This is a genomic window from Lysinibacillus sp. HST-98 (assembly GCF_016757845.1).
In the GTDB taxonomy this organism is placed as follows: domain Bacteria; phylum Bacillota; class Bacilli; order Bacillales_A; family Planococcaceae; genus Lysinibacillus; species Lysinibacillus capsici.
The window spans coordinates 107,407-128,465 of sequence record NZ_JAENHX010000006.1; the positions used below are offsets into that span (position 1 = coordinate 107,407).

The window sequence follows — 21,059 nt, forward strand, 5'->3', positions numbered from 1 at the left end:
CCGAGAAGTTTTTATACGTTCAAATAAAGGTCGGTCTCCTGGCTTGTACAGTTCGTCACATAAAACGAATGTGTTATAAAGGACCTTCCCATCTTCTTTGAGACAGTGGTAAATCTTTATAATGGCTGTACTTACAGTTGCGGAAACAGCTCCGGTTTTTCACCGGATTCCCGATTATGCTTACTAGCACCTTTATCCTGCAAGAATATTTCATTTGTAATGCAGTTTATCATATATGATTCAGAAAAAATAGCTGTACTCAATTTTAAAATATAGCAACACTTCTACTTGAAGAGAAAATTCCAACAAATTTTTACATTATTAAGAAATTTACTATAGTAGTGTTTCAATTGCTTGTTCAATATCGAGCTGTGAATCTGTTGGTTCAAAGCGTGCGACGGTCTTACCATTAGCATCTACTAGAAATTTTGTAAAGTTCCAGCGAATGTTACGACCATCTAAAAAGCTTGGGGCAAGTTGAACAATTGCTTCTGCCAACATTTTCTCCTGCATACTTGCCTTCCCAAACTCTCGGTAATTCACTTCATGCTTTAAATAATTAAAGAGTGGATGTGTAGCCTCTCCATTTACCTGTACAAGCTCAAAAATCGGGAATGTGACCCCATAGTTTACCTTGCATAGATGCTTAGTTTCCTCTCCATCCTCAGGATTTTGATGGCCAAATTGATCACAAGGGAAGCCAAGAACTACAAAATTCTCTTTTCCATATTTATCATACATTTTCTGTAAGTCTTCAAATTGATATGTAAATCGGCATTGGTTTGCCGTGTTAACAATTAACATTGTTTTACCACGATATGTTTCCATTGATAAAATTTCGCCATTAGGCTTCCGAACAAGATAATTATAAATGCTCATGCTATAATCCCCTTTTTTCATTCATTATAGTTGACTATTCTACCGTTCATCAAAGAATTTGCACAAAAAACACCACCTCGCTACTTTGAACGGATGGCTGACTTATACTTCTTTTTATATTTAGCATCTTGTTCTTCATTAATTAAACGATGGGCAATATCTAATAATTTCGAGTCATTTGTTTGATCATATAGCTTTTTAAATGACATAATAATATCCTGACGAATAAGAGATGGCTGTTTTTCATCTATACATGTTTGAAATCTTTTAGCTAGATACGATACAACCAAATCTCTTTGTACTTGACCCGCCTGTCCAATTTTCCAAATTGCTTGTAATGCATGCCTTGCTGTAGCAGATTGTTCATCGTAAGTCACAGCCCAAATCTTTAAAAAATCCTCCAAGACCCTTTCTTCTGGATCACTTTTTGCAGCTAAAGCGCATAAAATTTGTGCAGCACGTGCACGAGAATAACCATTATTGTATGTAAGTGCTTTTATTAGCTGTTCCCAAACTGCATATGTCCAATCTACGGGTTCCTGCATAATTTTCATTAATTCCTCGTAAGATTCATATTGAATATCGCGATCATGCTCTGTTAGATTACTAAAAAGTTGCAAAATCTCTTTTTCCATAATTCATCCCTACCTTTATTGTTTCAGAACGTAATAAAATTTGATTTATGGTACACTTAACTTAATTTTTTTCGCAAAGAAGGTGAGTTTATGAATAAATTTAATGCTAGGAAATTGATTTTTCGGTTGATTGTGATAATATCCCTACTTCTAGCTGCCTATTTTATTATCCCAGTGTCCATGCCTTTAATACTTGCTGGGATTAGTGCATTTTTCTTAGAACCAATTGTCATGTTCTTTAAACGGAAATGGAAAATGTCACGGAAAATAGCAGTTGCTTTTATTTACATAGTGAGTGTTATTGTTATATCTATTATTTGTTATCTATCCATTACACAAATAATGACACAAATAATTTTACTATCTAAGCAAGCTCCCTATTATATTTCCAAGCTATCAGATATGTGGCTTCATATGCAAGAAAATATTTCTAAATACACAGAAGACTTTCCACCTGAAGTAAGTGCTTCGCTTCAAAAAACCACAATGGATTTCATAAAGAAAGTTGAAGAATCCTTTTTAAGCTTCTTTAATTATAGCAAAGTTTCTGCCTTCTTTTCAGAGATACCCAGCCTATTTATCAGTCTTCTCGTTTATATGATTGCGCTATTCCTATTTATGCTTGATTTGCCTAAGTTAAAGCAAATCACTTATAAATATTTAAAGCCCAATACAGCAAAGAAGATAAAAATTATTTTAAATCGCTTAAAAGATGCTACATTTGGCTATATGAAGGCTCACTTATTTGTAAGCTTTATTATTGGAGGCGTCACACTCATTGGACTGCTATTAATCCAACCGAAATACGCAGTAACAATGACGATTATTATCTGGTTAATAGATATTGTACCATTCCTAGGCTCTATCATTATTCTAGCGCCATGGGGGCTTTACCACCTATTGATGGGAAACACCTCTATAGCTGTAAAATTATTCATCTTAGCTGCTATTTTACTTATTATTCGTCGAGTAGTCGAGCCTAAGTTAATGGGAGACCATATCGGTTTGTCCACTTTACCAACATTAATTTCCATGTTCATAGGTCTACAGTTATTTGGTATTATCGGTTTACTTGTTGGTCCATTCGTAATTATTTTCTTTATTGCGTTGAAAGAGACAGGTGTCATCAAAGTAAATTTTAAAATTTAATATCAATCTAGTATGCAGGGAAATCTCTTTTCAAGAATAGAAGTAGTCGTCTGGTTTCTTTTGAAAGAAATGCAAAATAAAAAGGTCAATCTTTGTATATTTTTCTCTACAAAGATGACCTTTTTCTTATATCAACCGTCTATATAATAGTGAAGCCTATTGAATACGTCCAAAGCCTACTAAGTATTGATTCCACCAATCAAGTGACTCAATTACGACACCATTGTTTTGAGCATCGATCATTGTGTTATTACCTAAATAAATACCTACGTGTGCTACCCCTGAACCATAGCTGAAGAACACTAAGTCCCCAATGCGTGCTTCACCTGCTGAAATGCGTTGTGTTGCTAAATACTGTTGTGATGCTGTACGAGGTAAAGAAACACCCGCTTGCTTATATGACCATTGTACAAGACCTGAACAGTCAAAACCTGTTGATGGGTTGCTACCACCCCAAACATAAGGACGTCCTAGGAATTGTTTAGCTGTTGAAATGGCATCTCCTGAAGAAACAGTGCCAGCTCCTGACCCAACAATAATCTTTTGTGGTTCGCCTCCACCATTATTTTGAGTTGCTTGTATAACTGGTGTAGCTGCTTGAAGTGCACGTAAACGAGCTGCCTCTTCTTCAGCTGCTTTACGCTCTGCTTCTAAACGTTCTTCTTCTTGTTTCGTTGCAATTTCAGCTTTTAATGCAAGTGATTTCGCTTCGTTCTCAGCTTTCTTCACTTCCATTTCGCTTTCTTTTTGCTGAAGCTCTTGGAATTGTTTTTGAAGTTCCTTTTGTTTTTCATCTAATGTAGCTTTTTGTTGCTCTAAGCTTGCTTTATCTGCTTCCTGTTGATCCACTAATTCTTGGTCAGCATCCATTAATGTTTTTACCGCTACGACACGATCCATTAAATCTGCAAAGCTTTTTGCCTCAAGCACTACGTTTAAATAAACACCTACAGTGTTGTCTTGCGCTTGATATGCAGCCATACGTTCACTTAAAATTTTTGAACGTTGCTCGATGCGTTTTTGTGTTTCAACAATACTAGCATCCACTTCTTTAATATCAGCTTGTACTTGTTTAAATATCTTTACTTTTGCGTCGATCTCTTGTTGTAGTTTCGTTAATTCTTCTTGTAATTTTTTAATTTGTGCATCTATTTCTGCCTTTTTCTCAATCATTTGTTGAGATGTTTCTTCGGCATGTACTTCTGTTGGTTGAATTGTATTAAATAATAAGCCGCCAGCTAGTGCTAATGCTAGCACCATCGACTTACGCCATTTGTTACGTTTAGCCACGTTACCTTCATTTCCCTTCATCTATCAATTTCGCTCTCGATATTCTATGTAATCACTTGAACGATTTCTATTTTAATTAAATGTTCTTATATTTATTTTAGCCTTTTAAAGTTTAGCATTTTCTACATAACTTTTATACTATTTCATGTCTATTTAATACATTAGTAAAACTCGAAATATTTCTGTAACATTCGCCTATAAACTACATTATTCTACAAAACACATTTTTCTTCTACACAGGGAAACTATTAGCTAATTCGACATTAGACCCAGTAGATCTTTTGTAATGTTTTTGTAATATTTGAGGGTATCAAAGAAAAAAGGTAGGGAAAAAATCCCCTACCTACTGCTTCATCGACCTTAATGCTTGTATAGATAATCTCACTAACAAAATGGCACATAAAAATAGACCTAAATATGCCGCTGTGTTCAAATAGACCGCATAAGAATCATGGATAAATTGTGATATTGCTAAAAGAGCGACAGATATAATACCAAAAGTTATACCCACCAGCAGCAAAACAAATTGAGAAAACAAATGTGTAATAAAACGTGCATTATGCTCATCCGAAAAGACATCATGATGTAAAATGATTTTTCCGCTTTCAACCCGCTGAATGAGCTGATCGACTCTTCTAGGCATTTTACGCAAAGTCGGTATAAGCATAGATAATTCTTCTTGCAGCCGCTCCTTAGTTGCCATCGGTTCTTTAAAAGGCTTAAGGAAAGAGGCACGCATATATGTAGCAGAAAAATCCTTTGCCTCTGTAAAGATATCAAAACGTGGATCTATTACCCGTAATGTGCCATCTAACGTTACTAAGGAACGGAGAGCCAATCCCACCGCTGGATAAAATGCAAGTCCAAAATCTCTTACCACTGTAAATAGCGCGTGAATTAATTCTTCAGTAGGTATACGGTCAACATAGGAGATTTTCAGTAATATTTGGTCGATTGCCTGTTCCATTCTCGCACGTTCTGCATGATCAGCATTTTCCACTAATAATGTTAAGCCATCATATAAAACGCTTGAATCATTTAGTTGAATGCCCATCAAAAATAACTTTAAGCCTTCTTGCTGTGTTGCACCTAGACGTCCTACTGCGCCAAAGTCAAGCAAGACTGGTGTGCCATCTGATTCATCTATATGGATATTTCCTGGATGTGGGTCTGCATGAAAAATACCAGAGAATAGCATCTGCTCAAAAAATGAATAGAGGACGGTTCTTGCAAACTGCCTACGATCAATAGACAAACGATTAAATTCAGATGTCCCATCTGCCACACTTTGTCCACGAATATACTCCATCACAATAACATTTTCATTACTGTAAGGCGTAAATATTTTAGGAATTCGAACCTTGTAATCGCTTTTCGCCAGTGCATTCTTCACCTGTAGCGTATTACGTACTTCAATATCTAAATGAATCTCCTCACGTAGTCCATCTGCAAATCCCCCAGCCAACTCTCTAAAGCCCAATGATTCTGCCCAGGTTGATTTTGTGGATAGCCAATTAGCAAATTCCTCTAAAATTTCAAGGTCATCACGCATAATTCCTTTTACTTCTGGACGCAATAGCTTGACTACCACCTCTTCATAATTTTTAAGCCTTGCTTTATGCACCTGGCCAATAGAGGCTGCTGCAATGGGCTCCATTTGAAATTGGCTAAATATTTCGTCCATTGATTGCGGAAGAGACCTCTCTAAAATTTGTTTCACCTGCTCCTCTGATAAAGGCCTTACTCGGTGTTGAAGCCTTTCTAATTCATCAATAAAAATAGGTGAAAAAAGCTCTTTTCGTGTGGAAAGCACCTGGCCAAATTTGATGAAAATCCCACCACATTGTTCTAACGTTGCACGCAAAGCAATTGCAAGCTCTTTTTCATTTTCTCGTTGCCTCGCATATTTAATCGTCTGTACGACACCATTTGTAACAGCAATTTTTAATACCTGACGGAGGCGTTTCTGCTGTCGCCAATAGCTACGCAATCGCAATAGTAAAGATTTTTGGCCGTGACGGCGATCTCCATTGGTAATGCCACTAGGGTCAAAAAGCTCAAATACCAAATAAAGCAACATCGAAATGAGTAGCATACTACCGATCCAAATCAGTGTGCTTACCTCAGTTACTGTTTGCATCATCGTTTCGGATAAAAAATCTGTATGGCGCAGATAAGAATACCAGTAAACAAAAGAGGTTAATGTCACACTAATAACGACTGACAGCACTCTTCGCACAAAATTAATATTCGAGCCAATTAATCGTCCACTCACAATATAAATCAAACCCGATACTATGAGGATTTGAGTTAAAAATTTCAAAAAGATCAACAGTGTCACCCCCTGAGCATTTCCATTTCCTACTACCGTTAGTATAGCAAATTTGTGCATCAACTTTCTTGAACGAGGAACACCACAAAAAATATATTAGTTCTCTACCTTGATAAAATACCTATAAGGGTATATTATTTATTTGTAGTATTTAAAATATATAATTCACCTATTTTTAGAAACAAAACCTTCATTTAAAAGCTTTCAAATACCCTAATAAGTATTTACTAAGAAAAGGAGTGTTTATCAATTGAGAAAAAAAATTTTAGTAGTAGGTGGCGTTGCAGGTGGTGCATCCACAGCGGCACGTATTCGTCGTCTCGATGAAAAGGCAGAAATTATTATATTTGAAAAGGGGCCAAATGTTTCATTCTCTAATTGTTCTCTACCTTTCCATTTAAGCGGGGTTGTTGAAGATAGCAACAAATTAATTTTAATGACGCCTCAAGGCTTTCAAACAAAATACAATATAGAGGCTCGTGTTCAGCAAGAAGTTGTAAGTATTAACAGAGAGCAAAAAACCATCACCATTAAGGATTTAAAAACGAATAGAAATTATGAGGAAAGTTACGATACGTTAGTTCTGTCACCAGGAGCAAGTCCTATCGTCCCTGACTTAGAGGGCATCCATTCTAAGCACGTCTTTACCATTAGAAACGTGGTTGATATTAACCGTTTAAATCAATACCTACAAACGGATCATGTACAGGATATTGCTGTGATTGGTGGGGGCTTCATTGGTGTAGAGGTAGCAGAAAATTTGAAGCTAGCAGGCTATAATGTCTCTTTAGTTGAATTCGGCCAACAAATTATGGCCCCTTTTGATTATAATATGGCACAAATATTGCACAAGGAAATGGTCGATAAGGGAGTTCAAGTCATTGTCAATGACGGTCTTGCAAAGGTTTCTCCAAGTTATGTGATATTAAATTCTGGCAAACAATTGAATGCACAAGCAGTCGTATTAGCGATTGGCGTTCGTCCTGAAATCCACTTAGCCAAAGAAGCCGGGCTAACTATCGGTGAACTCGGAGGCATTCAAGTTGATGCTAATTACGTGACATCCGATCCTTCTATATACGCTGTGGGAGATGCGATTGAAGTATTCCATCAACTTACCCATAAAAAGACACGACTTGCTTTAGCCGGCCCCGCTCAGCGACAAGCTCGTGCTGCAGCTAATCATATGTATAACATCCCTCATCACAATAAAGGGGTTATTGGATCTTCAAGTGTACAAATTTTTGACCTCGCATGTGCTTCAACGGGGTTGAACGAAAAAACAGCTCTAGCAAATGGCTTTCAGGCGAAAAGTGTTTATCTGATAGCTCCTGATAAAGTGGGCTTAATGCCAAATAGTAATCCGCTTCACTTTAAGCTCGTTTATGAAACACCAACGGGTAAAATCCTTGGAGCCCAAGCTATAGGTAAAGGCAATGCAGATAAACGAATTGATGTAATAGCTACCCTCATCACAATGGGCGGTACTTTAGAAGATTTAAAAGAGCTGGAGCTATCCTATTCTCCAATGTTTAGCACTGCCCGTGATATTGTTAATTTGGCAGCCCTTGTGGCTCAAAATCTATTACACGGACACTTTAAGCAGGTAAAAGTTGATGAAGTGAGGGAACTCATTGAAAATCAAGCCTTTTTCTTAGACGTTCGTGAAAAAAACGAATTTGAATGTGGTCATCTTATTAATGCACACAATATTCCTCTAAGTGAACTTCGGGAAAGAATGGATGAAATTCCGAAGGATCAAGCAGTGTATGTGCATTGCCGATCTGGTCAACGTAGCTATAATGCTGTTATGGCCCTTCAAAATAGCGGTTTTTCTAACGTCTTTAATGTAAGTGGGTCATTCCTAGGGATTTGCTTATACGAATATTTTACAGATATCACAACGAACAGAGATAAAATAGTAACTGCTTATAATTTTAAATAAGTTAAAGGGATGCCAATTATCAGCATCCCTTTCCTTCGTTAATTTGTAGACAAAACTTTTTCCCAGTCAATCGTACCATTTTTAACTTGTTCACGTTTTTCCTTATTCATAATGTCATTTGGACGCCCGCCTTTTGGCCAATCTTTTTCATGGTTTGCCCACTCTGGACGATCTTGCGATAAAATAAAGGCAGCTAAATCTGCAGCTTCTTGATCTGTTAATGTTCCCGCTGCACCTATCGGCATATTATTTTGAATATAGCCAGCCATTTTTGACATACGTGCCATACCTGCGCCATCATTAAATGAATTATCTCCCCATAAAGCTGGGCCAGTATTAGCACCAGTTCCTGCGCCATCAGCTGCATGACAGGCTATACAGGACTGTGCATAAAGCTCCTCACCATCTGCAACATTTGGAATCGGCACATTCTTCATATCACTTGTGCCCGCCCATTCACGTTTTGCGCCAATCGGAACACCTTCAGAAATATAAGCGAAATACGCCACCATAGCCTCTAGTTCATCACTATTCATTTCGAATTTTTTACCATTCATACTACGAACCATACAGCCATTAATGCGCTCTTCTATTGTAACCACACCACCTGAGCGTCCAATATACTGGGGATAATTTGCCATTACACCTACTAATGATGAGGCTTGCTCGTCATAGCCTGCACCAGCATGACAGCTTGTGCAAGATAATTGGTTGCCCACATATTCATCTGCCGCAACATGCGTGTTATTAACAAGTTCATAGCCATTTAATATTGCTTCTTTCATTGGACCATCTGGTACTTCTTCAATACTTGGCGGAGCATAGACCACTGACTGAGCAGCTGCTGTTGTTGGTAATTGTGTTTGCACTGTCGCTTCTTTCTCACTTACATTCGAATCAACTGTAATTTTGTCACTGACAAACGTCCCAACAAAAATGGTGCCTGCTAACAGTACTGTTCCTGCTACTCCTGCTACTATAGGTTTCATCAATAATACCCCCCTTTGTATTCTCACTTATATTTTAGCAACATAACAATTTATTGGATGTGATTTTTCTCACACTACCACAAAATAGAACCATTAAGATGATAAAAATGGATAATTTATACATTTAATTTTGTACTATAACACAGAAAACAAGACTTAATACCTCTTGCAGTATCCATATACTTCGAAACAAAAAAGCATCGAGTACAAATTCGCACTCGACACCTTTTAGTCTTATAGTTTACACTGCCCATCAGCACATGCTGATTCTCCATTACCATTTATCGTTACTGCTGGCTGAATACCAGCTATTTCCGCAGCTTGATGCAAAGTCCGCACAAACACTTCATTTGGCTCAGCCCCTTTAATACCATAACGGTTTTCAAATACAAAGAACGGTACACTTTGCACGCCAAGTTGCTGTGCTTCATAGCGATCCTTGTCTAACTCTTCACTAAAATCAGTTGAAGCTAATATTCTCTCCGCTACTGCTCTATCCAAACCTAATTGCGCAATAACTTTTAATAAAAATTCATCTTTATTTAAATCTTCACCATCTTTAAAATAACCAGCCATTAGTGCTTCCGTATAAGCTGTCGCTTTGCCAAATTGCTGCGTCCATTTCGCTAAACGATGAGCCTTTTCTGTATGCGCTGTTTTCATCTTAGCAAAATCATAATGCAAACCAACTTCCGTTGCTCTCAAAGCTATACCTTCAACCATATCTTTCACTTCTTCTAGCGTGACATCATATTTTTTAGCCAGCGCCTCATAAAAAGATGGTGCATTCACTTTCGGATTGTCTGGGCCTATTTGAAATGCTTTATATTCTATTTCTACTCGTCCTGTATAGCCTGCAATGTCAATTGCCCGTTCAAGTTCTCGCTTGCCAATATAACAAAATGGACATGTAAAATCAGAGAAGACTTCTATTTTCATTACCATACCCCCTTTATAATATATCCACCCAAATTTTAATAGCTGTTGCTAATATAAGAATCGCTAAAATAATTTGTAGGAATTTTGTATTTAACTTGCCCCCTATTCTCGCACCTAGAGGAGCAGTTATTAGACTTGATACAATCAAGATGAGCGCCGGGTAATATTCCACTTGTCCAGTCATTAATTTACCAATGGTACCTCCTATTGAGGAGATAAACGTAATAGCAAGGCTTGACGCAATAGTCATACGAGTAGGAATTCCTAAGACCACAAGCATGATAGGTACTAGTAAAAATCCACCAGCTGCCCCCACAATCCCGGAACCTATACCAACAACGAAAGCTAATAGGACCGCCAATGGTTTATTAAATGTAACAGCCTGCATTGGTTTATCATCAATTTGCTTTTTCGGTATGAACATCATCACAGCAGCAATTAATGCAAGAATTCCATAGACAATGTTAATACCTGACTCTGATAAAAATTTCGAACCGAAGCTACCTACAAAGCTTCCCATTAATATGGCGCTCCCCATATAGATAATGAGTGATTTATTTAAATACCCACCTTTGCGATAGACCCAAACACCAGAAAGAGCAGCAAAAAGTACCTGAATCGCACTAATCCCTGACACCTCATGTGCTGAAAAGGCCGCAAATCCTAGTAATGGCGGTATATATAATAGCATTGGGAAATTAATGATGGCACCGCCAATACCTAACATCCCTGATACAAATGAACCGAGAAAACCAATAAGTAAAATGGTTAAGATCCATGCAATATCCATTTATTTTTCCTTCTTTCTGGCTGTATTCAACAAAGTGAAAGGAGGGTTGTTCTACTGTAATAGACAACCCTCAATCAGCCCTATGCTTTCTGAATGAAAAATGTAATGATGCCAGCCTCTTCAGCTTGATCTAAAATGATATGACCTCCAGCTTTTGCCCAAGCAGGAATATCCGCTAAAGCTCCTTTATCTGTCACCTGAACTTCTAAAACTTCCCCAGACTTTAGGGTATCTATTGCTTTTTTTGTCTTCACAATAGGCATTGGACAAGAAAGGCCTTTTGCATCTAGTTTTAAACTTGATTTCATCATATTCTCCTTCGACTCGGCAAAGGTTGTAAGCGATTTTGCCGGTTCTTCTTGTTTTATATCTTCATGAAGGATGAGCGCCTTCAATTCACGAACTTTACATATAATAAGCATACATGCATACTCATTGCACTTTAGCATGTTTTACCGTACTGCACAGCGATTTGGTCCAATTTCCATTTCTGTTTGCTCATCTAACTCAGGTGTTATTTTCCCCATATTCACCTGACGAATTTCCTGATAAGCATTGGGTTGTGGAGGTAATTCATCTGTTACCACACGTCTAAATTCTGCTTCATCTTGAATATTTAATCCATGGTTTTGTACAAATAAATCCCCTAGTCGTCTTGCAACCGTTCCATCTTCATTCAGCTCATCAATAATCATAAAATGTGCTGGTAAGACAATAAGTTCATCAGACAATTCTCGATAACGCTTGTAAAGCGTGTCTCGTAAATCTCCAACCCAGTCATCAGCAAGGCCAGCTAAATCAGGACGTCCGATTGAGTCGATAAATAAAATATCTCCTGTTAATAAATATTTGCTGTCAACAACAAATGAAGTAGAACCTATTGTATGACCAGGAGAATAAATAGCTCCTACATCTATTTTTGATGCACCGATTTGAACAGTCGTTCCATCAACTAATGGTGTATAGCGGAAGACAACTTCCTCAGCGTCCTTAGGTGGCAAATAATAGGTTGCACCTGTCATCTCTGCGATATGGCGCCCACCTGAAATGTGATCAGCATGTAAGTGCGTATCAAAAACATGTTTAATTTGAACATTTTTATGTTCTGCAAAGTTTATAAACACATCTGTAAAACGTACAGCATCAATAATAGCTGCTTCACCTTCAGAAAGGACCATATAAGACAGACACCCCTTTCCTAAGCGAACAAACTGATAAAGCTCACCACCACCTGTTAAATCGCCTACTTTAATCGGCTCTAAATATTCGCTCCAGGATTTCATACCTCCTGCTAAATAGGCAACCTCAATACCTGCCTCAGCTAACATTTCAGCGACCATTAAAGACGACCCTTCTTTTGCACAAACGACTAAAACTTCTTTATCAGTTGGGATATTCGGTAAAATATTATCAATACCATCTAACAGTTCAAAATACGGTATATTTAAGTACTCAAAACGATGGCCATCAATTTTCCAATCTTCGAATGCATCCGCATTACGAACATCTAAAATAAACAACTCTTCATTGTCAATAACCTTTTTAGCTACTTGTGACGCGCTCCATTTTTGAATTGACATCTCCATTACCCCCATTGGTATTATTTTCACGTTTTTTATAGCGGAGAGGGGTACCCTCTCCGCTTTTATAGGTAGGTCACTAGAATGTAAGTGACGGTGCTGCGTCTTTCGCGAATTCTAGGAACGTTACGGCTCCTCCCACTTCGATACCCTCGATGAAATCTTCAGTAGTTAAACCCATAACATCCATCGTCATCTGGCAAGCAATAAATTTCACACCTAATTCTTGTGCCATTTCCACTAGTTGAGGAATAGCTGGCACATTTGCTTTTGTAAACCCTTCAGCATAGTGTTCTGCTCCAGCAGGCATTGGTAATACATGCATACCTTGCTTATGAATTAGATTCAAACCTTCAAATGTAAAGAAGATAGCTACCTCTTTCTCAGAAGCTGCCGCAGCTGTTGCGATATTAAATACCTTATACGCATCAAATAAACCACCGTTACTTGCAATGATTGCTACTTTGTTCGACATAATAAAATTCCTCCAATTTAAATATTTTTTGTTAAATCGCCTGACCACGATGTCATTCCTGGTAAGACGTTAAATACTTTCGTAAAACCACGTGAAGCCAGCTTTTGCGCAGCCATGTCACTGCGTTTTCCAGTACGACAAATAACATATATCTCCTGCTCTTTATCAAGCTCAGAAAGTCGCGTCTCCAGTTCGCCCATTGGTATCGATTTTGCTCCCGTAATATGCCCAAAAGCGAATTCCGCTTCCTCACGTACATCTAGAATTAATCCTTTACGACTTGTGATTTGTTCTAAATCAATTGTTTGATCAAACGTCATTTCTTCTATTTGGTCGTTTGTACATTTACGAATATAATGTTTCAGTACACCATCATCTTCTATAGTACCAATATACTGATGACCTACAGTTTCAGCCCATGCCGCAATATCAGCTTTTGACCCTTTATCTGTCGCAGCTACTTCTAAAACTTGACCATCTACTAAATCAGCCATTGCTTTTTTTGTTTTCACAATCGGCATCGGGCAAGAAAGGCCCTTGGCATCTAGCTGAAAATCCGACTTCATACTTTCCATAACCTCCATATACCTATAAGGGTATTTTTTTATTCAAAAAAAATATAGATTTAATCTATAACTGTACTTTCCCCTCCCAAGCTAACATACCACCAATCATGTTAGTTACATTAAAGCCATTACTTTCTAATATTTGAGTAGCCCGAGCACTACGTCCACCTGATCGACAAACCATAATATACGACTCTCCCTTATTTAATTCAGGTAGTCGAAACTCTAATAAACCTAGCGGGATATGAATAACACCTGGAATGCGACCAGCCTCTACTTCATCTACCTCTCGCACATCAATAAGATTCAGCTTCCCACCTTGCTCCATAATTTGCTGAACTTCTTTGGCTGTAATTTCTTTCACTTTTTTCTCCTCCTAGTATGCACTCATTCCACCACGAACATTAGAAACACGATCAAAGCCTTGCTTTTTCAGTTGCTTACAAGCCTGACTACTTCGCATGCCACTCTGACATATAACTACGATCTCTTTATCCTTCGGTAGGTTTTCAAAGTTCGATCCAAGCGGAACATTTTTAAATTGCGAGATATGCCGACCTTTATACTCAGCAGGCGTGCGTACATCGATAAATATCTTATCCTTATCATTCAGCATATCTTTTAATTGGGCTGTAGAAATTGATTGAACGCCCTTCGCAGGCTTCATTCTCCAAACGAAAAAGGCTGCCACAAGCACAATAATAATCCATATTTCCATATGATCAGTCCTCCTTTTTTATACAATTATGGGTATATTAAGTTATCGACTTTTCACGACCAAATCCATCGCCTCTTGGATAGCAGCATTCATTTTTTCAGCATTGCCTTCAGCAGTCGATACACAATCTAATAAATTTTCACTTACAATGACACCGATCGTCCGGTCAACAGCAGAACGCACGGCAGATAGCTGTGTAATCACATCTTTACAACTTTGACCTTCTTCCATCATGCGTAAAATACCGCGCATTTGACCTTCCATACGTTTCACACGATTTGCCGTGTTTGAGCCATACGCCATTCTGTTATGCCCCCTTTCAAACGATAGATTGAAATTCCTTACGAGATTTATATTATACCCCTATAGGTATATTGTCAATATAAAGCTTCAATCTTTTTTAAAATGCTGCAATTGCAAGGCACAATGTTCTCTATATTGTCTATATTGCTTAAAACTCATCTATCTGCTTCCTACAAAAAAACCCTGCTACGAGTTATTACTCATAGCAGGGAGTTTATTTTTTATTTAGCTAATTGCATGGCTGGTCCAAAGAATTCATAGTGAATTTTTTCATCTTTCACGCCAATTTCATGTAAATTTTTAATAACCGCTTCCATAAAACCTACAGGGCCACATACATATACATCTGCATTATCAGTTACTTTTTCAGCCAGCAATTCTTTGGTAATAAGCTTGTCTTCATCAGAATATAAAGCTGTATAGGATGCATTCGGTAATACGTTTACTTTTCCTTGAATATCATCGCTGAACGCTACAACCTTCTCATTACGAGCACATTGGATAAAGTTCACTTCATTCTCTGCATTATCATTTAAAGATTGCAGCATACTGTTTAAAGGTGTTACACCAATACCGCCACTTACAAATGTAATTGGTGTAGCCGTTTCTTCTAATACAAATAATCCAGCTGGAGCACTTACATCTACTAAATCACCAACTTGTAAGTGATCATGAATATAATTTGATACTTTACCATTTGGCGTATGGTCACTTTCACGTTTCACCGAAATACGATAGCCATCTTCTGCACTCGCTTGTGATAGTGTATATTGACGGTTCATTAAATACTCTTCTCCTGGCACTTTTACTCGAATAGAGATGTATTGACCTGGTTCATAAGTTGGTAGTGGTGATCCATCTTCATTTACAAAATAAATAGAAGTTACTAAGTCACTTTCTACAACTTTTTTTGCCACTTTTAAAGGTTTAAATAGACGCCATCCACCATTGTTCTCAGTTTTTTGGTATAACTCTTCTTCTACTTGAATGAAAATATCTGCGATAACGCCATAAGCCTCGGCCCATGCACCAATAATGTCATCAGTTGCTGCATCACCAAGTACTTCTTTAATCGCTTTTAATAAGTTTTCACCCACAATTGGGTAATGTTCAGGTAAAATTCCTAAACTACGGTGTTTATGTGCAATAAGCATTACGGCTGGTAAAATTGCTTCTAAGTTTTCAATATGAACTGCTGCAGCGTAAACAGTATTTGCTAATGCTGTTTGCTGACGGCCTTGTTCTTGGTTCGTGTGATTAAAAATATTTAGTAATTCTGGATGAGCTTGAAACATATTTTTGTAAAACGTCTTTGTGATTTCAACACCATGAACTTCTAATACAGGTACTGTCGCTTTAATAATTTGAATTGTTTCTTGTTTTAACATATCGCTTACCATCCTTTCGTGATTACAATATAACGCTTTCATTCTCTTAAAGCAATATATAAAATACATCTTTAACAAAATAGACATATTTGATGTATTCTAAATACATCTTTAAAAATAGGTTGAAGATATTATACTTCAATGTAAAAATGCTATAATTATTATGAATTATAGAAAGTAGGGTGTTCGGATGCGCTTAACTTTATACACGGACTACTCTCTGCGCACGCTTATTTATTTAGGCGCAAAGGAAGATGGTCAATTATCGACTATTCAAGAGATCTCAGATGCTTATAATATATCGAAAAACCATTTAATGAAGGTGACACACCAGCTTGGTTTATTAGGTTACATTGAAACAATTCGTGGACGCGGCGGTGGTATTCGCCTTGCTATCGATCCAAAAACCATTACCATCGGTGAAATTGTTCGTCATACAGAAGAGGATTTTCATCTTGTAGAATGTTTCGATAAAGAGAATAACCTATGTAAAATAGCTCCAGAATGTCAACTAAAGGGTGTACTGTATGAAGCTTTGCAAGCCTATTTGAACGTGTTAGATCAATACACCTTGGACGATTTCCTTCATTCTAAGGAAAAATTAATGGCGCTACTGCTCGGTAAATAAAAATACCCGCTCAACATTTGTTGAACGGGTATTTTTTTATAAAGTTGCTTATAATTGTTTTGTAAAGAAAATCATATCCAATGCACGAATACCATTTTCATAAATTGGTTCTGGGTAATGACTGAAGAAATCCTTTTCAATAGCCTCCATGCGAAAGCCTGCTTTTTGATAAAAAGCGATATTATCAATACTTGAGTTCGCCGTTCCAACTAACACTACCTGATAGCCTTCATTACGGCATTTTTCAATAAGTTGTCGTAATATCTCTTTGCCTATTCCCTTCCCTTGATACTTGGTTTCAATAGCAATATTCTTCAATTCAATTGTAGTGTCAGATTGAGGAATGACTAATGCCACTCCCACTAGCAGTTCTCCACAATTAATTTTATATAATGTACCCTTATCTAAATATTTCCGAACTGCCACTTCACTCTCATCAGCTAATAAAAGCTGAGGTAAAAAGGCTTCTCGGTTTCCTTCTACCTTTTCTAGGGATGTTCGATAACGGACATAATCTTCTCGTTCAAAAACATTTAACACACATGGTTGCTTTTCCTTCACTTCTAACCATGAATGCTCCTCAGGATAATCTTTTTCCACCCCTAATCGAACAAAAGGTAGCTTTTCTTGTGCTTTTTGTGAACGGATATTAACCTTTCGGGCTCCTGCAAAAACACGTGATAATCCCAACTCAAAAAACGCAATATCTAAAATAGCCGTTTTTGCTTCAAGATTATAGCCCTTCCCCCAAAATTGATAGCCAAGCCAAGAGCCGATATGACAGCTCTTTTTATGATGATCTATAAACATCAGAGATGTAACACCAATGACTTGCCCCTCCTCATCTAAAATCACACGAGGGACGGTCTTACCTTCTTCTTCATCTATACGTTCTCGCTTAATAAAATGAATCGTGTCTTCTACCTTGCCAGCAGGTAAACCAAGGGCGTCTCGAACCTGTGGCATAGAAGACAACGCATGCATAGCCTCAGCATATTTGATATCGTGTCTCACTAAAGTTACCGTCATCTTCTATTCTCCTTTATTTCTGTTAACAATACATTTTCTTTATTGTAAAGCTAACGAAAAACTTTTTCATCGATTGGAATACCCATAAGACGTAATAATCTTTGTAGCCTTACAAACTACTTTAAATAAAGGCAACAAAAACTACAACAAAACGAGTTACAAAAAAGTTTACTTTATTAATGCTTTCATTATTTCTTTCTATAAAAGATCAACTGTATTTTATGCATTAGTCACTTTGCAACATTTCATTATAAAACACTTATTGTAAAATATATAATATTTACCATTAAATTCACAACACGGTATTTTTGTAACGTTATTATTTATTGGAATTTAATTCAAAATTAAGAAGAAAACTAAAGAAGTATTTTGGTAAGTTAGCTTCTGTAGCCTTAGTTACAACTATTGTCGGTGATGGATTCAGTATCAATGCTAGTGCTTCTGAATTAGAAACAAATGCAATTACATACGTGATTCCCGCATCAGCTTAAGAAGAATCAATTAACTCAACAGATGAATTTAAAGTTACTGTTACTTTTGTGCCTGCTTATGAATATAACAACACTCGAGAACGGCACGTTAACACATATTTTGGCTCTAGAATCGCATTGAATGGTCATCATTGGTCAATTTCGAAAGGAGAGAGTTGTCAATGTAGGGAACGCTGTAGTACAAGCACTACTTGGTACTTATTATTTTTATATAAGAGGATAGTTTGAAGTACTAAAAAGTAAAGAAAGTGAGCTTTGCCTCACTTTCTTTACTTTTTTATTCTTTTGAGTTAATTGGTATTGTTATTTCTAGCTCTGGAATGTATTGAATCTTCGGGTCTCCGTTTTCATCCAGTTGGTATGATCCCTCATCGTCATAAAGATGAATATACGGTTTGATTGTAATTGCTTTTGGTAAGGTTTCAAATGGATGTAACCGTAAATCCATTATGATATCGCTATTTCCTTTATTTGTCTCACGTCTACCATTGCCATTAATTAGTTTTAGTTCATGCCCTTGTTCATCATAAACTTCGATACTTATTCCTTCCCGAAAATCTACAGAAGTTGATTTATCAAGCAAGGCTATTCTTGTCGTAATACTAGTTGTAATAGGAGTTAGCATAATTTGTTCAATAGTAAAGTGATTATTTTTATATTTTCTACTTATATTAGGTTGTAGGTTTACATTGTTACCAATATCACTCACTGGAATATCCATTTTAAAAGGTTCAGAAATCCCAGTTATTGTAGCAGATAATGTCAAATTAAATTGCTTTGGGAAAGGGCTTCCACCTTGATTTTTCAAATCTGCAAATTCAAATATTGCGGAATTATTATCCTTACTTAGTTGTCCAAAAACACCACTAAAATTATTCAGTGGTTCACCATTTAGTAAAAATTCAATATTACTAATTTCCTCTGATAAACTTTCTTTTGAATTTTCACCTTCTTTATGACGGCGTTCAATTCCAATTGCAACACGTGTACCGTCATACACTACTTCTGTTACATTTAATGTAAAGCCTTCATGCGTAACGCTTATATTCAATTTTGTTGAGAGTCCCTTTTCATCTGCGGCCTGTAGACCAAGATCCCTTGTAAATTTAAAAACAGATGATAATAAAGGCACTTCTTTCATCGTAGCAGCCATCGTTGGTGAAATTAAACCTGTAACAATAATCAGACTAAAAATCATTACTGCGGAGACGGTAATCATCATGACTCTTTGACGTAAGTTCTTACGAGTTATAAATTTTTCAGACGGCTTTGTATCACGGCTGCTTTCATATTTGTCCATTGTCCGACTTACCAAATCCACTTCCACAGGTGTTTCCCGAATAAACCTTTCTATCTGAGCTAACTCCTTATCCTCCAATTTTGAACGAGTGTCCATAAATATCCCCTCCTAACATATTTTCCTTCATCAATTTTTTGCGTAATCGTTCATACTTTTTTCTTACTGTAGCTGCTTTCATATCCATAATGACAGCAATTTCATCAAAGCTATACTCTTCAATAGAACGAAGTAATAAAATCCTTTTTTCATCTACATGTAAGTTTTCCAGTAGCCTATGCACCATTTCATCATATTCAGGTATCTGTGCTTGCGTCTGCTTCACCTGTTCTTGCTTCACATTTAGCCAAAACTTATAGCCCCTATTTTTTGCTTTTATGACATCGATACAATGGTGGTGAGCGATTTTAAAAAGCCACGCCGATAAGGAAACTGTATAGGAAAATTTATGAATATTCTCTAATCCTTTAATAAAAATATCTTGTGAAGCATCCTCCGCCTCCTCTTTGGTTCCTAGCATATAGTAACAATAAATATAAATTTGCTTTTGAAAACAACGAATGATTTCTGCATAGGCATGCGTGTCACCTGATTGAACTTGCTCCACAATGGATTGAATATCTATATCAGATCGCTCTTTTGATGGATCTCGTGTAGTCAATGTTGTCCCCCCTTTCCAATCTATATAACTGACATTAATAGAAGTTTGTGACACTAGATAAAAAATCTTAAAAAATTATTGAATGTCACCGAGTTACTTGGAGAAATCTTTTAAATCTTCCCTTCCTCGACTATATAACTGAAATCAACAGCCATTTGTGACACACTATAAAAATTTTTTCACAAAAATAAAACGCTTAAGGGTATCCTAAGCGTTTGAGTCTCACTATTTTATTTTGTAGCTTGTTATAAATCCTTTAATAATCGGGATAAATACTCCTGTCAATATAATGGGCAGGAACCACCAGCCTAATGAATTTACCTCACCAAGACCAATACGAACCATCTGAATCGATATAAAGGCAAATAAGATGAGACAGATATTTTTTACTTGATTTAGTATTTTTCTGCTATTCAAATAAAATGATTCTACATTACTTTCATCCAAACGTGACGGATAATTATGCATATGAGGTGCTTTTTCTAGCAGCCCCATAACAATCCATAAAAATAAACCGATGAACGGAAGAATGAATAATTCTATTTTTGCGCCCCAACGATCCACCTCACCTAATCCATTAAAATGACCAGGTATTTCATCAGGCAACTTACCCCATGCCAATATAATATAAAAGATGGATAAAATAAATATACTACCACCAATATAGTCCCATATCTTTTCTGATCTTGTTTTAGGTAACTTTAAAATTGGCCTATACATTTTCTCCACCCCTGTTTTTTTCCTTTACTACTTCTACGTTATGACTACTATTAAAGTTTCAAAATTTATGAAAATTGACTTAATATTCAACATGCACCATTAATTATCCCTATTATTAGTAACATAATAGCGATAAAATCTACTTTTTTTATTACTTCATATATAATTAATACCCATTTTCAAACTACTAATTACTGTAGAAATACTCATAATACTTTGTAAAATTCATATAATCTGATATAAATGATATATATA

22 protein-coding genes and 1 riboswitch are annotated in these 21,059 nt (G+C 36.7%); of the genes, 3 read left to right on the forward strand and 19 right to left on the reverse strand.

The annotated features are described in order from the left end of the window. Nucleotides 1–11: 11 nt before the first annotated feature. Nucleotides 12–209: riboswitch (cobalamin riboswitch) on the reverse strand. Between the two features lie 124 nt (nt 210–333). Next, on the reverse strand, nt 334–879 hold the full coding sequence (locus JIN86_RS14770; RefSeq protein ID WP_009370639.1) for a glutathione peroxidase: 546 nt from the start codon (nt 877–879) through the stop codon (nt 334–336). An 80-nt stretch (nt 880–959) separates the two neighbouring features. Continuing rightward, on the reverse strand, nt 960–1,514 hold the full coding sequence (locus JIN86_RS14775; protein ID WP_202342270.1) for a hypothetical protein: 555 nt from the start codon (nt 1,512–1,514) through the stop codon (nt 960–962). A gap of 90 nt (nt 1,515–1,604) precedes the next feature. On the opposite strand from JIN86_RS14775, the gene ytvI reads away from it, so the two are divergent. Continuing rightward, complete coding sequence (gene ytvI, locus JIN86_RS14780; protein ID WP_004231879.1) at nt 1,605–2,663, forward strand: sporulation integral membrane protein YtvI; 1,059 nt, start codon at nt 1,605–1,607, stop codon at nt 2,661–2,663. A 156-nt stretch (nt 2,664–2,819) separates the two neighbouring features. On the opposite strand, the gene JIN86_RS14785 is transcribed toward ytvI, so the two are convergent. Together JIN86_RS14785 and JIN86_RS14790 are read right to left on the reverse strand one after the other, a co-directional pair. After that, complete coding sequence (locus tag JIN86_RS14785; RefSeq protein WP_202342271.1) at nt 2,820–3,974, reverse strand: C40 family peptidase; 1,155 nt, start codon at nt 3,972–3,974, stop codon at nt 2,820–2,822. 322 nt (nt 3,975–4,296) lie between these two features. Then, nucleotides 4,297–6,285, reverse strand: coding sequence for an ABC1 kinase family protein (locus tag JIN86_RS14790; RefSeq protein WP_009370636.1), 1,989 nt, complete (start codon nt 6,283–6,285; stop codon nt 4,297–4,299). Between the two features lie 250 nt (nt 6,286–6,535). Here JIN86_RS14790 and JIN86_RS14795 point away from each other — a divergent pair, with 250 nt between their 5' ends. Then, nucleotides 6,536–8,230, forward strand: a complete 1,695-nt coding sequence (locus tag JIN86_RS14795) for an FAD-dependent oxidoreductase (protein ID WP_202342272.1) — start codon at nt 6,536–6,538, stop codon at nt 8,228–8,230. Between the two features lie 38 nt (nt 8,231–8,268). On the opposite strand, the gene JIN86_RS14800 is transcribed toward JIN86_RS14795, so the two are convergent. From JIN86_RS14800 to hmpA, 11 genes are all read right to left on the reverse strand, one after another. Next, nucleotides 8,269–9,219 carry a c-type cytochrome gene (locus JIN86_RS14800; RefSeq protein WP_202342273.1) on the reverse strand — a complete coding sequence of 317 codons (951 nt, stop codon included), beginning with the start codon at nt 9,217–9,219 and terminating at the stop codon, nt 8,269–8,271. Between the two features lie 234 nt (nt 9,220–9,453). Next, the gene (locus JIN86_RS14805) at nt 9,454–10,158 is read right to left on the reverse strand and encodes a DsbA family oxidoreductase (RefSeq protein WP_202342274.1); all 705 of its coding nucleotides are present in this window, start codon (nt 10,156–10,158) and stop codon (nt 9,454–9,456) included. 13 nt (nt 10,159–10,171) lie between these two features. Then, nucleotides 10,172–10,948, reverse strand: a complete 777-nt coding sequence (locus JIN86_RS14810; protein WP_202342275.1) for a sulfite exporter TauE/SafE family protein — start codon at nt 10,946–10,948, stop codon at nt 10,172–10,174. Nucleotides 10,949–11,028: 80 nt separating this feature from the next. Further along, entirely contained in the window at nt 11,029–11,256 is a 228-nt protein-coding gene (locus JIN86_RS14815; protein ID WP_370568703.1) for a sulfurtransferase TusA family protein, read from the reverse strand. Between the two features lie 144 nt (nt 11,257–11,400). Continuing rightward, nucleotides 11,401–12,528, reverse strand: a complete 1,128-nt coding sequence (locus tag JIN86_RS14820) for an MBL fold metallo-hydrolase (RefSeq protein ID WP_009370630.1) — start codon at nt 12,526–12,528, stop codon at nt 11,401–11,403. Between the two features lie 79 nt (nt 12,529–12,607). Beyond that, nucleotides 12,608–13,003: a DsrE/DsrF/DrsH-like family protein gene (locus JIN86_RS14825; protein WP_004231858.1), complete on the reverse strand. Its 396-nt coding sequence runs from the start codon at nt 13,001–13,003 to the stop codon at nt 12,608–12,610. Nucleotides 13,004–13,020: 17 nt separating this feature from the next. Continuing rightward, nucleotides 13,021–13,569, reverse strand: a complete 549-nt coding sequence (locus tag JIN86_RS14830; protein ID WP_004231855.1) for a sulfurtransferase TusA family protein — start codon at nt 13,567–13,569, stop codon at nt 13,021–13,023. A 64-nt stretch (nt 13,570–13,633) separates the two neighbouring features. After that, entirely contained in the window at nt 13,634–13,933 is a 300-nt protein-coding gene (locus tag JIN86_RS14835) for a rhodanese-like domain-containing protein (RefSeq protein WP_004231854.1), read from the reverse strand. 12 nt (nt 13,934–13,945) lie between these two features. Beyond that, complete coding sequence (locus JIN86_RS14840; protein ID WP_004231851.1) at nt 13,946–14,287, reverse strand: rhodanese-like domain-containing protein; 342 nt, start codon at nt 14,285–14,287, stop codon at nt 13,946–13,948. Nucleotides 14,288–14,329: 42 nt separating this feature from the next. After that, entirely contained in the window at nt 14,330–14,590 is a 261-nt protein-coding gene (locus tag JIN86_RS14845; RefSeq protein WP_048394130.1) for a metal-sensitive transcriptional regulator, read from the reverse strand. A 221-nt stretch (nt 14,591–14,811) separates the two neighbouring features. After that, nucleotides 14,812–15,978: an NO-inducible flavohemoprotein gene (gene hmpA, locus JIN86_RS14850; RefSeq protein ID WP_004231846.1), complete on the reverse strand. Its 1,167-nt coding sequence runs from the start codon at nt 15,976–15,978 to the stop codon at nt 14,812–14,814. A gap of 190 nt (nt 15,979–16,168) precedes the next feature. On the opposite strand from hmpA, the gene JIN86_RS14855 reads away from it, so the two are divergent. Then, nucleotides 16,169–16,606 carry an Rrf2 family transcriptional regulator gene (locus tag JIN86_RS14855; RefSeq protein ID WP_004231845.1) on the forward strand — a complete coding sequence of 146 codons (438 nt, stop codon included), beginning with the start codon at nt 16,169–16,171 and terminating at the stop codon, nt 16,604–16,606. A gap of 48 nt (nt 16,607–16,654) precedes the next feature. On the opposite strand, the gene JIN86_RS14860 is transcribed toward JIN86_RS14855, so the two are convergent. The 4 genes from JIN86_RS14860 to JIN86_RS14875 all read right to left on the reverse strand — a co-directional run bounded on the left by JIN86_RS14860 (nt 16,655) and on the right by JIN86_RS14875 (nt 20,804). Next, a complete protein-coding gene (locus JIN86_RS14860) occupies nt 16,655–17,635 on the reverse strand; it encodes a GNAT family N-acetyltransferase (RefSeq protein ID WP_004231844.1) in 981 nt (326 codons plus the stop codon). Nucleotides 17,636–18,403: 768 nt separating this feature from the next. Further along, complete coding sequence (locus JIN86_RS14865; RefSeq protein ID WP_004231843.1) at nt 18,404–19,522, reverse strand: DUF4179 domain-containing protein; 1,119 nt, start codon at nt 19,520–19,522, stop codon at nt 18,404–18,406. Then, nucleotides 19,494–20,084, reverse strand: a complete 591-nt coding sequence (locus JIN86_RS14870; protein ID WP_009370628.1) for an RNA polymerase sigma factor — start codon at nt 20,082–20,084, stop codon at nt 19,494–19,496. Before JIN86_RS14870 ends, JIN86_RS14865 begins: the two co-directional genes overlap by 29 nt. 225 nt (nt 20,085–20,309) lie before the next feature. Next, the gene (locus JIN86_RS14875; protein ID WP_202342276.1) at nt 20,310–20,804 is read right to left on the reverse strand and encodes a DUF1648 domain-containing protein; all 495 of its coding nucleotides are present in this window, start codon (nt 20,802–20,804) and stop codon (nt 20,310–20,312) included. Nucleotides 20,805–21,059: the final 255 nt, after the last annotated feature.

What these genes read in the sequence shown, in the direction of transcription:
- JIN86_RS14840 (WP_004231851.1), bottom strand. Translation starts at nt 14,287, where the DNA reads ATGGAAATATGGATTATTATTGTGCTTGTGGCAGCCTTTTTCGTTTGG.
- JIN86_RS14775 (WP_202342270.1), bottom strand. Translation starts at nt 1,514, where the DNA reads ATGGAAAAAGAGATTTTGCAACTTTTTAGTAATCTAACAGAGCATGAT.
- JIN86_RS14805 (WP_202342274.1), bottom strand. Translation starts at nt 10,158, where the DNA reads ATGAAAATAGAAGTCTTCTCTGATTTTACATGTCCATTTTGTTATATT.
- JIN86_RS14855 (WP_004231845.1), top strand. Translation starts at nt 16,169, where the DNA reads ATGCGCTTAACTTTATACACGGACTACTCTCTGCGCACGCTTATTTAT.
- JIN86_RS14785 (WP_202342271.1), bottom strand. Translation starts at nt 3,974, where the DNA reads ATGAAGGGAAATGAAGGTAACGTGGCTAAACGTAACAAATGGCGTAAG.
- JIN86_RS14825 (WP_004231858.1), bottom strand. Translation starts at nt 13,003, where the DNA reads ATGTCGAACAAAGTAGCAATCATTGCAAGTAACGGTGGTTTATTTGAT.
- JIN86_RS14820 (WP_009370630.1), bottom strand. Translation starts at nt 12,528, where the DNA reads ATGTCAATTCAAAAATGGAGCGCGTCACAAGTAGCTAAAAAGGTTATT.
- JIN86_RS14845 (WP_048394130.1), bottom strand. Translation starts at nt 14,590, where the DNA reads ATGGCGTATGGCTCAAACACGGCAAATCGTGTGAAACGTATGGAAGGT.
- JIN86_RS14770 (WP_009370639.1), bottom strand. Translation starts at nt 879, where the DNA reads ATGAGCATTTATAATTATCTTGTTCGGAAGCCTAATGGCGAAATTTTA.
- JIN86_RS14810 (WP_202342275.1), bottom strand. Translation starts at nt 10,948, where the DNA reads ATGGATATTGCATGGATCTTAACCATTTTACTTATTGGTTTTCTCGGT.
- hmpA (WP_004231846.1), bottom strand. Translation starts at nt 15,978, where the DNA reads ATGTTAAAACAAGAAACAATTCAAATTATTAAAGCGACAGTACCTGTA.
- JIN86_RS14865 (WP_004231843.1), bottom strand. Translation starts at nt 19,522, where the DNA reads ATGGACACTCGTTCAAAATTGGAGGATAAGGAGTTAGCTCAGATAGAA.
- JIN86_RS14830 (WP_004231855.1), bottom strand. Translation starts at nt 13,569, where the DNA reads ATGAAGTCGGATTTTCAGCTAGATGCCAAGGGCCTTTCTTGCCCGATG.
- JIN86_RS14815 (WP_370568703.1), bottom strand. Translation starts at nt 11,256, where the DNA reads ATGAAATCAAGTTTAAAACTAGATGCAAAAGGCCTTTCTTGTCCAATG.
- JIN86_RS14860 (WP_004231844.1), bottom strand. Translation starts at nt 17,635, where the DNA reads ATGACGGTAACTTTAGTGAGACACGATATCAAATATGCTGAGGCTATG.
- ytvI (WP_004231879.1), top strand. Translation starts at nt 1,605, where the DNA reads ATGAATAAATTTAATGCTAGGAAATTGATTTTTCGGTTGATTGTGATA.
- JIN86_RS14800 (WP_202342273.1), bottom strand. Translation starts at nt 9,219, where the DNA reads ATGAAACCTATAGTAGCAGGAGTAGCAGGAACAGTACTGTTAGCAGGC.
- JIN86_RS14875 (WP_202342276.1), bottom strand. Translation starts at nt 20,804, where the DNA reads ATGTATAGGCCAATTTTAAAGTTACCTAAAACAAGATCAGAAAAGATA.